13 protein-coding genes are annotated in these 14739 nt (G+C 61.3%); 8 read left to right on the plus strand and 5 right to left on the minus strand.

What is annotated here, in order from left to right; all coding sequences use genetic code 11:
• Window positions 1-330 precede the first annotated feature (330 nt).
• Together AC0Z5Z_RS18635 and AC0Z5Z_RS18640 are read left to right on the plus strand one after the other, a co-directional pair.
• Window positions 331-1128: an SDR family NAD(P)-dependent oxidoreductase gene (locus tag AC0Z5Z_RS18635; RefSeq protein ID WP_073471267.1), complete on the plus strand. Its 798-nt coding sequence runs from the start codon at window positions 331-333 to the stop codon at window positions 1126-1128.
• Window positions 1129-1149: 21 nt separating this feature from the next.
• Window positions 1150-1560, plus strand: a complete 411-nt coding sequence (locus AC0Z5Z_RS18640) for an SRPBCC family protein (RefSeq protein WP_252878487.1) — start codon at window positions 1150-1152, stop codon at window positions 1558-1560.
• Between the two features lie 131 nt (window positions 1561-1691).
• Here AC0Z5Z_RS18640 and AC0Z5Z_RS18645 read toward each other — a convergent pair whose 3' ends face one another.
• Complete coding sequence (locus tag AC0Z5Z_RS18645; protein WP_150634970.1) at window positions 1692-3086, minus strand: sensor histidine kinase; 1395 nt, start codon at window positions 3084-3086, stop codon at window positions 1692-1694.
• The gene (locus AC0Z5Z_RS18650; protein ID WP_056788996.1) at window positions 3064-3747 is read right to left on the minus strand and encodes a response regulator transcription factor; all 684 of its coding nucleotides are present in this window, start codon (window positions 3745-3747) and stop codon (window positions 3064-3066) included. Before AC0Z5Z_RS18650 ends, AC0Z5Z_RS18645 begins: the two co-directional genes overlap by 23 nt.
• 307 nt (window positions 3748-4054) lie before the next feature.
• Here AC0Z5Z_RS18650 and AC0Z5Z_RS18655 point away from each other — a divergent pair, with 307 nt between their 5' ends.
• From AC0Z5Z_RS18655 to hcnC, 4 genes are all read left to right on the plus strand, one after another.
• A complete protein-coding gene (locus AC0Z5Z_RS18655; RefSeq protein WP_485611504.1) occupies window positions 4055-4984 on the plus strand; it encodes a hypothetical protein in 930 nt (309 codons plus the stop codon).
• Window positions 4985-5403: 419 nt separating this feature from the next.
• The gene (locus tag AC0Z5Z_RS18660) at window positions 5404-5718 is read left to right on the plus strand and encodes a (2Fe-2S)-binding protein (protein ID WP_130927315.1); all 315 of its coding nucleotides are present in this window, start codon (window positions 5404-5406) and stop codon (window positions 5716-5718) included.
• A complete protein-coding gene (hcnB, locus tag AC0Z5Z_RS18665) occupies window positions 5715-7124 on the plus strand; it encodes a cyanide-forming glycine dehydrogenase subunit HcnB (RefSeq protein ID WP_485611505.1) in 1410 nt (469 codons plus the stop codon). Before AC0Z5Z_RS18660 ends, hcnB begins: the two co-directional genes overlap by 4 nt.
• Complete coding sequence (gene hcnC, locus AC0Z5Z_RS18670; RefSeq protein ID WP_485611506.1) at window positions 7117-8376, plus strand: cyanide-forming glycine dehydrogenase subunit HcnC; 1260 nt, start codon at window positions 7117-7119, stop codon at window positions 8374-8376. The genes hcnB and hcnC overlap by 8 nt, the downstream gene beginning before the upstream one ends.
• 121 nt (window positions 8377-8497) lie before the next feature.
• On the opposite strand, the gene AC0Z5Z_RS18675 is transcribed toward hcnC, so the two are convergent.
• Window positions 8498-10306, minus strand: coding sequence for a monovalent cation:proton antiporter-2 (CPA2) family protein (locus tag AC0Z5Z_RS18675; protein WP_485611507.1), 1809 nt, complete (start codon window positions 10304-10306; stop codon window positions 8498-8500).
• Window positions 10307-10555: 249 nt separating this feature from the next.
• On the opposite strand from AC0Z5Z_RS18675, the gene AC0Z5Z_RS18680 reads away from it, so the two are divergent.
• Window positions 10556-11470, plus strand: a complete 915-nt coding sequence (locus AC0Z5Z_RS18680) for a LysR family transcriptional regulator (RefSeq protein WP_150634976.1) — start codon at window positions 10556-10558, stop codon at window positions 11468-11470.
• Here the strand turns inward: AC0Z5Z_RS18680 and AC0Z5Z_RS18685 are convergent.
• Window positions 11460-12230 carry a substrate-binding domain-containing protein gene (locus tag AC0Z5Z_RS18685; protein ID WP_122612173.1) on the minus strand — a complete coding sequence of 257 codons (771 nt, stop codon included), beginning with the start codon at window positions 12228-12230 and terminating at the stop codon, window positions 11460-11462. The genes AC0Z5Z_RS18680 and AC0Z5Z_RS18685 overlap by 11 nt on opposite strands.
• A gap of 12 nt (window positions 12231-12242) precedes the next feature.
• A complete protein-coding gene (tcuC, locus tag AC0Z5Z_RS18690) occupies window positions 12243-13535 on the minus strand; it encodes a tricarballylate/proton symporter TcuC (RefSeq protein WP_485611508.1) in 1293 nt (430 codons plus the stop codon).
• Window positions 13536-14422: 887 nt separating this feature from the next.
• Here tcuC and AC0Z5Z_RS18695 point away from each other — a divergent pair.
• Entirely contained in the window at window positions 14423-14731 is a 309-nt protein-coding gene (locus AC0Z5Z_RS18695; RefSeq protein WP_150634977.1) for an RcnB family protein, read from the plus strand.
• Window positions 14732-14739: the final 8 nt, after the last annotated feature.

Here is a 14739-nt window from a genome sequence, read left to right on the forward strand (position 1 = left end):
CCCTAGCCCTCTCCCGGAAGGAGAGGGGACTGACCGGGGGATATTCGGGTAATACGCCGACGTGAAAGGTCTTCTCTGAATCCATAATCGCTATGGTCTTTCAGGTCGAGGGCAAACTCAGCACAACTCGATCGGTTCCCTCTCCCCCGGGAGAGGGCCAGGGTGAGGGGCTACGGTCTGCCAGACACAGGGGATCGTCGATCAAACAACATCCCCGTCACCGGTCGGCAGCTCAACCATGCCGGCAATATCGCAACTACGCTGATCCATGCTTGTGAAATCGTCGCTAAAGTCGAGCGCGGTGGAACTCCTTGCTAATGAGGTAAACGCATGAAGATCGATCTGAGTGGAAAACTGGCCATCGTCAGCGGCAGTACCGGCGGCATCGGTCTGGGCATCAGCCAGTCGCTGGCCGAAGCCGGCGCCACGGTGGTGGTCATCGGTCGCGACACGGCCAAGGTCGAGCAGGCACTGGCGAGCATACGCCAAGCGGTGCCAAGCGCGCAGTTGCGCGGTCTGACCGCTGATCTGGGCACGGCCGAGGGTGCGGAAAAGCTGTTCGCCGCCGAACCGCGCGCGGACATTCTGGTGAACAACCTCGGCATCTTCAACGACGTCGATTTCTTCGAGACTCCCGACAGTGAGTGGACGCGCTTCTACGAGGTCAACGTGATTTCCGGCGTGCGCCTGGCGCGGCATTATGTGCCGGCGATGGTTGAGCAGGGCTGGGGCCGGGTGATCTTTCTGTCATCGGAATCCGGCGTGGCGACGCCGGCGGACATGCTCAATTACGGCGTGACCAAAAGCGCCAACCTGGCGGTGTCCCACGGCCTGGCCAAACGTCTGGCTGGTACCGGTGTCACGGTCAATGCAATCCTGCCGGGGCCGACTTTCACGGATGGTCTGCAGGACATGCTCAGAGACGCGGCCGCCGAGTCCGGGCGCGACCTGCGCGACGAAGCCGACGCCTTTGTGCGCAAGGCCCGTCCGACCTCGATCATCCAGCGCGTGGCGGATGTTTCGGAAGTGGCGCATCTGGTCACGTACATTGCTTCGCCGCTGTCCTCGGCCACCACGGGCGCAGCCTTGCGCGTTGATGGCGGCGTGGTCGACAGCCTGACTATCTGAATTTTCCAAAAGAGAGGTTTTATGCCAACTGCATCTGCAACCATCGACATCCCGGCCTCGGCCGATCAGGTCTGGCAGTTGATCGGCGGCTTCAACACGCTGCCGGACTGGCTGCCGTTGATCACCAACAGTGAACTGAGCGAAGGCGGGCGAGTGCGCACCCTGCACACCGCTGACGGCGGCGTTGTCGTCGAACGTCTGCAGACTTTCGATAACGCCGCAAAAACCTACAGCTATTCGATTGAACAGGCACCGTTTCCGGCCAGCGATTACCTGGCGACGATCAAGGTTGAAGCCCAGGGGCAGGGCGCGCGGGTGACGTGGTCGGGGCGCTTCAATGCGGTCGGCGTGAGCGATGAAGAAGTGGTGGCGCTGTTCAACGGCATCTACCAGGGCGGGCTCGAAGCCTTGCGGGCCAATTACCCAACCTGAGACGCAGATCGTTCCCACGCTCTGCGTGGGAATGCAGCCCGGGACGCTCTGCGTCCCATTTCGAAAGCCGGAACGCGGAGCGTCCCTTGAGGCATTCCCACGCGGAGCGTGGGAACGATCGGCGCGAGACGTCAGGCCTGACTGATCAAACTCTGCCGACAATCCAGCACCAGTTTCGCCCCACCCAGATCACTGCTGCCGACTTCAAGACTGAAGCCGTGCAAGCTGACAATCGCCGCGACAATCGACAGCCCCAGACCAAAGCCACTCTGCGGCTGGCCACCCTCGGTGCGATAAAAGCGCTGGAACACCGCCTCACGTTCCGCCTCGGGAATCCCCGGCCCTGAATCGTGCACCTCGATCCGCGTCTCCCCACCGGCATTGACCCCACGCAACATCACCGTGCCGCCGGGCGGGGTGAATTTGATCGAGTTGCTCAACAGGTTCGCCAGCGCTTCGAACAGCAACGCGCGGTCGCCATTGAGCGGCGGCAGCGTCTCCGGCATGTTCAACTGAAAGCGCAGATCGCCTTCCTCGGCCAGCGGCAGATAGAACTCGTGCAACTCCTCCAGCAAACGCACCGGATCAAGTTCGACGAAACCTGAACGGCGCTGGCGATCTTCCAGTTCGGAAATCCGCAGCAAACCGCGAAACCGCGCCATCAGCGTATCCGCTTCAGCCAGTACCAAGTCCAGTTGCGCCGCTTCTTGCGAACCTTCGCCGGCCTGTTGCTGCATGCGATACAACTGCGCGCGCAGGCGGGTCAGCGGCGTGCGCAAATCGTGGGCGATGTTGTCGCAGACGCCCTTGACCTCGTTCATCAAGCGCTCGATGCGCTCGAGCATGGCGTTGACGATGGCGGCGAGCATGTCCAGTTCATCGCGGCGATTGGACAGCGGCAAGCGGTGCGTCAGGTCACCGGCTACGATGGCCTGCGCGCTGTTCTGGATCGCGCGGATGCGCTGCAACGGTCGACGCCGCAGCAGATGCCAACCGGCGACCCCGGGAATAATCGTCAGCGACACCCCCCAGAACAGCGCGTGCAAAATGATCCGCGTCACCGCGAACAGCGAACCGTTGTCACGCAGCAGCACCAGCCAGCGCCCGTCACGGGTTTGCGTGGCCACGGCATCGCAGCTGTCGCTCGGCAGGGTCGGGTCATCGGAATCGGCGCACTCGGCGAGCATATGGATCTTGCCATCCAGCGGCAGTCCTTCGGGAATTTGCTGGAGTGCGCCGCCCAGGTAAACACCGTCAGCGCTGAACAGACCATAGGCGTCGATACCGCGAATATCGAAGGTCATGCTGGCCGCGAGCGCGTCTTCGAGTTGCTCGCCGCGAAAATGCGAGAACAGGTGCTGACGTTGCATCAACGAATGTTTGGCGAGCTTGTCGAGGTAGCCGGACACCTCGTAATACATGACCCCCATGAGGATCGCGCTCCACGCCACGAACAGCGAGCTGTACAGCGCCAGCAAGCGGCTGCTGGAGGAGCGCCAGCCGTCAGACGGGTTCGGCAATGACATAGCCCGAGCCCCGTACCGTGCGGATCAGCGGAACGTTGCCGGCTGCGTCGATCTTCTTGCGTAGCCGGCCGATATGCACGTCGATGAGGTTGGTGCCCGGGTCGAAGTGATAACCCCAGACCTCTTCGAAAATCATCATCCGCGAGAGAATCTGGCCGCTGTTGCGCATCAGAAACTCGAGCAGTTTGTATTCGGTGGGCAACAGCGTCAGCACCTGCTCGGCGCGACGGGCTTCGTGGCTGATCAGGTCGAGCTCGAGGTCGGCGACTTTCAGCGTGGTGGCCTGGGTGGCGACGCTGTTCTGCCGGCGCAGCAACACTTCAACCCGCGCGGCCATTTCATCGGTGGCGAACGGTTTGGTCAGGTAGTCATCGCCACCCGCGCGCAAGCCGCGTACGCGCTCATCGACATCGGAGAGGGCGCTGATCATCAGAATCGGCGTCGCCACGCCCATGGTGCGCAGGGTGGTGACGATGGCCAGACCATCCAGCTCGGGCAGCATGCGGTCAAGGGTGATCAGGTCGTAGTTGCCGCTCACGGCGCGGTCGAGGCCTTCGCGGCCATTGTCGACCCAGTCGACGTCCAGCCCGTGGCTGCTCAGTTCGGCAACGATTTCCCGCGCGGTCACGGCGTCGTCTTCGATGGTCAAGATACGAGTCATAGGCAGGCCTGCTGATCGGTTCAAACGGAATGGCAGCATTTTGCCAAGAATTTGCCGTGACGCTTTAAATTAACTTTCATCTTCGTCGCCTGGTGAATCAGAACTGATCGGATTTGCCACGCTTTGGTTAATGCAGAAAACCCGCAATCGGATGCGCTTTATTGCAAGTTGCACGGTTCGAGGAAGTTCAAGTTTTGTAACTAATTGAAAGAAAAGGAGTTATTAAAAGTGTTTGACTGGCACGGTCACTGCAATTCCTCACCCGACGACTTGTAACACCATTTTTCATGCCTGGAGCACTACAACAATGAATAGATCCCCTGATGGCTATTATCCTGCCTTGGAAGAGTCGAGCAGCGTGTCAGGCGTGTCCTGGGGCGCGATTTTCGCCGGTGCTGCGGCTGCCGCCGCGCTGTCGATGATTCTGGTGCTGCTCGGGTTTGGCCTGGGCTTTTCGGCGGTATCACCGTGGGCCGGAGAAGGCGTCAGCGCCAAGGGCCTGGGCATTTCAACGATCGTCTGGCTGGCGGTGACGCAGATCATCGCTTCCGGTATGGGCGGCTACATTGCCGGCCGTCTGCGCGTTAAGTGGGCGAACATGCACGGTGACGAAGTCTACTTCCGCGACACCGCCCACGGCTTCCTCGCCTGGTGCGTCGCCACGTTGGTCACCGCTGTGCTGGTGGTCGGTTCGGTCAGCAGCGTGATCAGCGGCGGTGCGCAGGCTGGCGCTAACGTTGTTGGCGGTGCTGCCGGTGCGATGAGCCAGGCCGCCGGCTCTGCCGCAGCCAATACTGACAGCGATCAGTACGGCTACTTCGTCGACAGCCTGTTCCGCGATGATCGTCCTGCTGCCGTCAGCGATGACGCTGCACGCGGCACTGTGACCCGCATCTTTGCCCAAAGCCTGGCCAACGGTCAGCTCAGCGCCGAAGACCGCACCTACCTCGCACAACTGGTATCGCAACGTACCAACCTGAGCCAGGCCGATGCTGAACGTCGTGTTGACGAAATTTACGCCAACACCCAGAAAGCCATCGCTGACGCCAAACTGAAAGCTCAGCAAGCGGCCGATACCGCCGCGAAAGTCGCGGCCTACACCTCGCTGTGGATGTTCGTCGCGCTGCTGGCCGGTGCGTTCTTCGCCAGCCTGGCAGCCACCTTCGGCGGTCGTCGTCGCGATGCGGTCGAGTACGTTGAAGTCGACACCTACACCACTACCACTCCGGTCCGTTAAAAAGGAGAGTCACCATGCGCTCATTACTGCTGTTTTTCCTCGGCGTACCGATCCCGATCATCATCCTGATCGCCCTGTTCGTACACTGATCCCTCTGAGGCAGGATGCCTCTGCCGCTTTCATCTTCGGGTGAAAGCGGCTTTTTGCATTCTGCGGGGCCAGGTCGTCTTCTCCAACTAACCGTTTCCATCCCGCCATTTTCACTGGCCTGGATCAATATTTCGTCTGGCGATATCGCCTACCGTAAATGATCCAGGCCTTTGCTGAGGTATGAGCTACAGTGCTTGTCGCGCACCTTGTTGCGCTGACGAAGTATCCGCGTCGACGTTGAAAACACAGCAATAAAAAAGCGTCGACGAGGCGTAGTGCAGCAAGGAGCTGTCACAACTTCAACTGAATCTTCACGGACGAATACCGTAATGAACTGCCTAGAAAGAACCTTCGATATCCAGCCCTTGGTGCAGGCGGACATGACCGTGCACATCAATGGCCAAGCGGTCAGCGCCGCCATCGGTGAAACCGTTCTGAGCGTCATCCAGTCCCTCGGCGTGCGCCAGATCGCACGCAACGATCACGATCAGATCAGCGGCGCCTATTGCGGCATGGGCGTGTGCCAGTGCTGTCTGGTGAAAATCAACGGTCGCCACAAGCGCCGCGCCTGCCAGACCGTAGTGCGCGACGGCATGCTGATTGAAACCCGAGTCAACCGCGTCGTCGGGCAGGAGGTTGTATGAGCCTGCAACCGTTGATTGTCGGCGGCGGGCCGGCGGGAATGGCGGCGGCCATCGAACTGGCGCGCCACGGCGTGCGCTGCACCTTGCTCGAAGAGGCTTCGCGCCTCGGCGGCGTGGTCTATCGCGGGCCGTTGCGTGATGGCGTGCAGCTGGATTATCTCGGGCCGCGTTATTCCGAAGCACTGGACAAACTGCACGGTGAATTTCAGCAGCAGTCAGGGCTGATCGACGTACGCCTCAGCCATCGCGTGGTCGGCGCTGAAGGCACCCGCGCAGTGGTGGTGCTTGATGGCGATGAGCAGCTGCACGAGATGGCTTACTCGCAACTGCTGCTGGCCGCCGGTTGCCATGAACGCAGCGTACCGTTTCCCGGCTGGACGTTGCCGGGAGTGATCCTGCTCGGCGGTCTGCAGTTGCAGATCAAGAGTGGCGTGGTCAAGCCGCGGGGGCCGGTGATCATCGCCGGCACCGGGCCGTTGCTGCCGCTGGTTGCGACCCAGTTGCATGCCTCTGGCGTGCGCGTCGCCGGCGTCTATGAGGCTTGCGCATTCGGCAAGATCGCCCGCGAGAGTCTGGCGCTGCTGAACAAGCCGCAGCTGTTCCTCGACGGCTTGAGCATGCTCGCTTACCTCAAGTTGCACGGCATCCCGATGAAGTATGGTTGGGGCGTGGTTGAAGCCCATGGCGACGGCGAGCTGAAAAGCGTTAGCGTCGCGCCGTATTCGCCGACGTGGGAGGCGGATCTGTCGCGGGTCGAGCGTTTCGAAGTGCAGACGCTGGCGGTCGGTTACGGTTTTATTCCGCGCACGCAATTGAGCCAGCAGATGGGCCTTGATCACGGCTTCAGCGACGATGGCTACCTGCGTGCGCACGCCAATGTCTGGCAGCAAAGCAGCGTGGCGCATGTGCATCTGGCCGGCGACATGGGCGGGATCCGCGGCGGTGAAGCGGCGATGCTGGCGGGCAAGATCGCCGCCACTTCGATCCTGCTGCAACGCGGTGTGCTCGACGCCGAGCTGGCCCGGGTGCGCCGCGATCGTTACGCGAGCAAGCTCAGAGCCATCGTGCGCTTTCGTGCGGCGGTGGATCGCTACACCGAGCGCGGCGTTGGTCAGATCGCTTTGCCCGCAGCCGACACGGTGATCTGCCGCTGCGAACATGCGACCCGCGCCGACATCGATCTGGCGCTGGAGCAGGGTGTGCAAGACATCGCCAGCCTGAAAATGCGCACCCGCGTGAGCATGGGCGATTGTCAGGGGCGGATGTGCGTCGGCTATTGCAGCGATCGCCTGCGCCAGGCCACCGGACGTCAGGATGTCGGTTGGCTGCGCCCGCGCTTTCCAATCGATCCGGTGCCGTTTTCCGCGTTCCAGTCCCTCGGCAAGGAGGGCGCTTGCCATGAGTAAGTTCTACGACGTGGTCATTGCCGGTGGCGGAGTGATCGGCGCCTCCTGCGCCTACCAATTGTCCAAACGCAAAGATCTCAAGGTGGCACTGATCGACGCCAAGCGCCCCGGCAATGCGACCCGTGCTTCGGCGGGTGGTTTATGGGCGATCGGCGAGTCGGTCGGCCTCGGCTGCGGGGTGATTTTCTTTCGCATGATGTCGGCCAACCGCAAGCGCGAAACCCAGGGCGCAGCGGTGGCGGTGGACGCCAGTACGCCGCATATCTTGCCGGCGTCGTTTTTCGATTTTGCCTTGCAGTCCAACGCGCTGTACCCGGCGCTGCACCGCGAGCTGAAAGACAATCACGGCATGGATTGCAAGTTCGAGAAGACCGGGCTGAAATTCGTGATCTATGACGATGAAGACCGGCTCTACGCCGAGCACATCGTCGGCTGCATTCCGCATCTGGCTGATCAAGTGCGCTGGCTCGATCAGGCGGCGTTGCGCGCGGCGGAGCCGAGCGTCAGCCATGAGGCGCGCGGGGCGCTGGAGTTTCTCTGCGATCATCAGGTCAGCCCGTTCCGCCTCGCGGATGCCTACATGGAAGGCGCGCGGCAGAACGGCGTCGATATCTTCGTCAACACCAACGTCACCGGCGTGCTGCATCACGGCACTCGCGTGACCGGCGTGCAGACGGCGGAGGCGGGGGTGTTCCACTGCAAGACGCTGATCAACGCCGCCGGTGCCTGGGCGGCGGATCTGAGTGAGTGGGCCACGGGGATTCGCATTCCGGTGAAACCGGTGAAAGGGCAGATTCTGCTGACCGAACGCATGCCGAAAATCCTCAACGGCTGCCTGACCACCAGCGATTGCTACGTGGCGCAAAAGGACAACGGCGAAATCCTTATCGGCAGCACCACCGAAGACAAAGGCTTCGACGTCACCACCACCTACCCGGAAATCGCCGGGCTGGTGCAGGGCGCGGTGCGCTGTCTGCCGGAGCTGGCGGACGTCAACCTCAAGCGCACCTGGGCGGGATTGCGCCCGGGCTCGCCGGATGAGTTGCCGATCCTCGGCCCGATGCGTGGGGTCGAGGGTTATCTGAATGCTTGCGGGCACTTCCGCACCGGCATTCTGACCTCGGCGATTACCGGTGTGCTGCTGGATAAACTGGTGAATGACGACCCGCTGCCGCTGGATATCACGCCGTTTCTGGCGGATCGGTTTGCGGTGGCAGCCGTCGAGCCAGCACCCGCGCTGGAACTGGTCTGACCCAATCCCCTGTGGGAGCGAGCCTGCTCGCGAATGCAATCTGTCAGTGAAGTATTGGGTGACTGATACGACGCTTTCGCGAGCAGGCTCGCTCCCACAGTTGGTTCTGGGCAAGGCACGATCAGGATTTTCGGGCTTCCTCTTCGAGCTGATCCGATTCAAACAATTTGGCCAGTTCCGCCCGGGCTTCCTGGGCGGTCTGCAGGACTTTGGCGGCATCGTCGTAGACGGCGTGTTGCGCCTCCAGCACCTGTTCGTCGTGATGCTTGAAACGCTTGATCCGCGCATCGGCCTGGGCTTGGGTCAGACCGAGGCCGACCAGCGTGCGCCGGCTCATTTCCAGGCTCGAATAATAGGTCTCACGAATCGCTTCCGCGCCGACATCCACCAGGCGATGCACGTGCTGACGGTTACGCGCGCGGGCGATGATTTTCATGTGCGGATATAGCTTGTGCACCACTTCGGCAGTCTTGATGTTGGTCTCCGGATCGTCCGTGGCGATGACGAAATATTCCGCCTCGCCGACCTTCGCCGCGTGAAGGATTTCCGGGCGCATCGGGTCGCCGTAGAACACCGGTACGCCGCCGAAGCTGCGTGACAGTTCGATGGTTTCCACCGAGGTGTCCAGCGCAACGAACTTGATGTTCTGCGCGCGCAGAATCCGCGCCACGATCTGGCCCATCCGGCCCATGCCGGCAATCACCACGCGCGGCGCTTCGGTGTCGATTTCGCGGAATTTCTCCGGCACTTCCACCGGCTGCACTTTCGGGCTGACCAGACGCGCGCAGATCAACAGCAACAACGGCGTCAGCGCCATCGACAGGGTGATGGTCAGCACCAGCAAATCGTACAGACGCGGCTCGAACAGGCCCTGATCGCGGCCGATCTTGAACACCACGAACGCAAACTCACCGCCGGCGGCAAGGACGATGCCGAGGCGGATTGCGCTGATTTTGTTCAATCCTCCTGCCAAGCGCCCAACCAAGAACAGCAGCGGCAATTTCAGACCGATCAGCAACAAGGTCAGGCCCAATACGGTGATCGGCGCGCTCAACAACAGGCTGAGATTGGCGCCCATGCCGACGCTGATGAAAAACAGCCCGAGCAGCAGGCCCTTGAACGGTTCGATCTGCGCTTCCAGCTCATGCCGGTATTCCGAGTCCGCCAGCAGCAGACCAGCGAGAAACGCACCCAGCGCCATCGACACGCCGACCAGATCCATCAGCCACGCCGTGCCGATCACCACCAGCAACGCGGTGGCGGTGGACACTTCGGGCAGACCGGTTTTTGCCACCACGCGGAACACCGGACGCAGCAGATACCGTCCGCCGATCACCACCACGGCAATGCCGCCGAGCACCTGCAAGCTGTGACGAATATCGTCGGCGGTGCTGGTGTGATGATCGACGCCGGCCAGCATCGGCACCAGGGCGATCAATGGAATCGCCGCGATGTCCTGGAACAGCAGAATCGCAAACGCGAGGCGCCCGTGGGGGCTGGTCAGTTCCTTGCGTTCGGCAAGGCTTTGCAAGCCAAAGGCAGTGGAGGACAGCGCCAGACCGAGGCCCAGCACAATCGCGCTGTTCAGCGGCTGGCCGAACACCGACAGTGCCAGCACGCCGATCACCGAAGCGGTCAACAGCACCTGCGCCAGACCGACGCCGAACACCGATTTGCGCATCACCCACAAGCGTCGCGGCGACAGCTCCAGGCCGATGATGAACAGCAGCAACACCACGCCCAGCTCGGAAATATGCGCAACGCTTTGCGGGTTGCCGATCAGACCGAGCACCGACGGGCCGATGATCACCCCGGCAAACAGATAACCGAGCACCGCGCCCAGTTGCAGACGTTTGGCCAAAGGCACGGTGAGCACGGCCGCGAACAGGAACACAACGGCGGCTTGCAACAGATTGCCTTCATGGGGCATGGAACGACTCCTGACTACGGCTACGGCGGGGGTGACAAGGATAAGGGTTACGCGGTCTCCAGACCATTCGAGAACCAATGTGGGAGCGAGCCTGCTCGCGAATGCGCCGGGTCAGCCACCTATCCATTGACTGATGCCCCGCGTTCGCGAGCAGGCTCGCTCCCACAAGGGCAGCTTCCATCAGGTCTGTAATAATTTGCATCAACTGGTTACATTTATAACCCCTGCGCATCAATTTCCGGAAACGCCATGGCCATCAACTTCGACCTAAACGACCTGCAAGCCTTTCGCGCGGTGGTCGAGCAGGGCAGTTTTCGCAAGGCTGCCGACACTGTGCGCCTGTCACAACCGGCGCTGAGTCGGCGCATCGAAAAGCTCGAAGATGCCCTCGGCGTGAAACTGTTCGAGCGCACCACGCGCAAGGTCAGCCTGACCCAGGCCGGGCGCGGTTTCATGCCCAGCGTCGAGCGCTTGCTGGATGATCTCGACATTGCCTTGCTCGGCATCAGCGAAGTCGCCTCGACCCGTCTGGGCCATGTCACCGTCGCCTGCGTGCCCTCGGCGGCCTACTACTTCATGCCCCGCGTGGTCGCGCGCTATCACCAGCAGTTTCCGCGGATCAAGGTCAAAGTCCTCGATTCCAGCGCTCACGATGTGTTGAGTGCGGTGGTCAATGGCGAGGCGGATTTCGGTTTGAGTTTTCTCGGCACGCAGGATGCCAAAGTCGAGTTCGAACCGCTTGTGCAGGAGTGCTACGTTGTCGCCTGTCGTCGCGATCATCCGCTGGCCGGGCGCAGCAGCGTCAGTTGGGACGAGTTCTATAAGCAGGATTACATCGCGCTGGACAAGACCTCGGGCAATCGCTTTCTGCTCGATCAGGCCTTGGGCGGGGTGGTGCCGCAGCGTCAGAGCATCTGCGAGACGCGGCATGTGACGACGATGATCGGTCTGGTAGAGGCGGGTCTGGGCGTGGCAGCGGTGCCGTTGATGGCGATGCCCGGGCCGGATCATCCGATCCTGACGCGGGTGCCGCTGATTGAGCCGCAAGTGATGCGCAGTGTCGGCATCATCAAGCGCCGGGATCGCACGTTGACCCCGGCGGCACTGGAACTGGAGCGGCTGGTCGTGGAGATGCGCGTCCAGCCGCCAGCGATCAACGCTTGACCGAATCCAGCCCGGTGGCCTGTACATCAGCCTGAGCGGCCGGTGCAGCGAGGTAGGCGAGCAGGGCTTTGGCCTCTTCCGGATGCTCGGCCTTGACCGGGATGCCCGCGGCAAAACGCGTCACCGACTGCACCGATTCCGGAATCTTCGCGACGAAGCTTACGCCCGGCACGGGCAGCAATTCGCTGACCTGCTGGAAGCCCAACTGATAGTCGCCAGTGGCAACCACCGAGCCGACCGGGATCCTGGCAATCATTTTAGCCTTCGGTTTCAACTGATCTTCGATGCCGAGTTTCTTGAACAGCTGCTGCTCGATGTACACGCCGCTGGCGCTGTCGGAGTAGGCCACCGACTGCGCATCAAGCAGGGTTTTCTTCAGGCCATCGACGCTGCTGATGTCCGGTTTCGCCGCGCCTTCACGCACCACCATGCCGATCCGCGAATCTGCCAGTTCAACGCGGGAGGCCGGGTCGACCTTGCCTTGTTTGATCAGCTCATCGAGGGCGTAACCGACCATGATCACCACATCGGCGTGCTCGCCGCGCGCCAGACGGTTGGGAATCGCTTCCGGCGCCTTGCCCATCGACGGGCCGAGGCTGGTGGTCAGCGTGTTGCCTGTTGCGGCAGCGAATTTCGGCCCGAGGATCTTGTAGGCGGCAGTGAAACCACCGGAGGTCATCACGCTGAGTTCTTCGGCCTGGGCCGCGAAGTTGAATGCGAGACCGGCGAGCAGGGCGGTGACAGTAAAAAGTTTTTTCATGGCGAGTTTTCCTCAGGCCGCGACAGGTTGCAGACGACCACCGGCACGGCGGTACAAGTAAAGAGTGGCGCACAGAGCGCACAGGGCACCGATGCTCATCCAGTAGCCTGGCGCGGCTTTGTCGCCGGTGTACTGGATCAGAAAGGTCGACATCGCCGGGGTGAAACCGCCAAAGATCGCCGTGGCCAGGCTGTAAGCCAGGGAGAAACCGGCGACGCGCACTTCCACCGGCATGATTTCGGTCAGCGCCGGAATCATCGCGCCGTTGTACAAGCCGTAAATGAAGGACAACCACAGCAGCGACAGCAGCATGTTGGTGAAGCTCGGCGCCTGCACCAGGAACGACAGCGCCGGATAAGTCGTGGCCAGTGCCAGCAAGGCCATGCCGATCAGCACCGGACGACGGCCGATACGGTCGGACAACGCGCCGCCAATCGGCAGCCAGAAGAAGTTCGACACGCCCACCAACAGCGTTACCAGCAACGCGTCGGAAGTGCTCAGGTGCAGCACGGTCTTACCGAAGGTCGGTGCGTACACGGTGATCAGGTAGAACGCGGTGGTGGTCAGCGCGACCATCAACATTCCGCCGAGTACCACGCCCCAGTTCTGGCCGAGGGTGCGGAACACTTCGCGCATGCTTGGACGGTGTTTGCGTGCGGCGAACTCTTCGGTTTCCGCCAGGTTACGGCGCAGGAAGAAGATGAACGGGACGATCATGCAGCCGACGAAAAACGGAATGCGCCAGCCCCAGGCTGCCACGGCTTGCGGCTCCATCCACTGGTTCAGACCGTAGCCCAGCGCTGCCGCGACGATGATCGCCACTTGCTGGCTGGCCGACTGCCAAGCGGTGAAAAACCCTTTGCGGCCCGGCGTAGCGATTTCGGACAGATACACCGAGACACCGCCCAATTCCGCACCGGCCGAGAAGCCTTGCAGCAGCCGCCCGATCAGTACCAGTGCCGGGGCGAACAGGCCAATGGTTTCGTAGCCGGGCACCAGCACAATCAATATCGTGCCGCTGGCCATGATCGACAGGGTGACGATCAGACCTTTGCGCCGGCCGACGTCATCGATGTAGGCGCCGAGCACGATGGCGCCCAGCGGACGCATCAGGAAACCGGCGCCGAATACTGCGAAAGTCATCATCAGCGAGGCGAACTCGCTGCTCGCCGGGAAGAACACCGCCGCGATCTGCGTGGCGTAGAAGCCGAACAGAAAGAAGTCGAACTGTTCGAGGAAGTTGCCCGAGGTCACCCGGAAGATGGCACCGGCCCGCGAGCCGTTGGTTGGGAATGAGGCTGTCATAGAAAAGTACTCCACCGCTTTTATGACGTGCGCTACGGAGAAGCGGCGCACGGTTTTTATTGAGGTGGATGGTGGCGCAGATGTAACAATCTGTTAATTGCATTGTTGGCATGGATTGATGCGTGGGGCGGATCAATGGATTCAGTGCCTGGCGCATTTGTGGGAGCGAGCCTGCGTCGCGTCGGGCGATGATTTGTTCTGGCTGACCGGGTACATATCCGTTGCTGCGGTCATGGCCGCTTAGGGTTTCGCCCTTACGGCGACTCACTTTTTTTACAAACGCCTAAAAAAAGTAAGCAAAAAAACGCTTGCTCCTGCGTTCGGCCCTCGCAGGCTCGGGTTCCTTCGCTGCGGGATCGATCCGGGCGCAGCGCCTCCGGTTTGCTTCGCTGCACCTCCTTGCGCTGTGTCTGGCTGCGCCAGACGGTCGCTGCGCTCCCACCCCCGGATCAATCCCTCCACTCAGCCTTCCGACGTCGCCGGTGGGTCAAAATCAAAAGCAGTACTCGAGCTTGCGCTCATTGTTGAGTGGGGCGGCTTCGCTGCGGGCAGCTGCGCTGCTTTGCTTTTCTGGTGGGGGCGAGCCTGATCGCGACGACGGCCTGCAGGTGAACCCGTTTCCATCGAATTCACGCGATCCAACTGTAGGAGCTGCCGAAGGCTGCGATCTTTTGATCTTGCTTTGCTTTGCTTGGTTTTGTAGGAGAGGACCGGAGCTCAGGTCAATAATTGCGCTGTAATACAAAACCCTGTGGGAGCTGGCTTGCCAGCGATGGTGGTCTGATGGACAAAGCCTTCTAACGGCCACCTCCGGCAAAAAAACAAGGAATGTTTCCCGCGCCACGCAGTCGGAGTTCAGGTACTACCCATCTGAAAGAGGTTCACCGATGAACAGCAAAACCCTAATCGCCAGCCTGGCCCTTGTTGCCGGTATTGCCGGGATCACGCCCGTTGTTCAAGCGGCGCAAACCTCCAGCGAACCCGCCGTGCAATCGCCGACCAGCGATCGCCAACTGAAGGTCAACGACCGCGCACCGGAAATGTACCAGCGCGAAGACAAGGCGCTGAAGAACTGGAAAGCCAAAGGTCTGAAAGCACCGATCGAGCAGGCGCAGTGGGTGCAGATCAATGACAAGTACGTGATGGTGATGATCACCAACGGCACGATTGTCGAGATGCAACCCGTCGAGAAATAGCCTGAACA

The sequence above is a fragment of the Pseudomonas sp. 1L-E-NC-VB-C3 genome, from assembly GCF_057291535.1.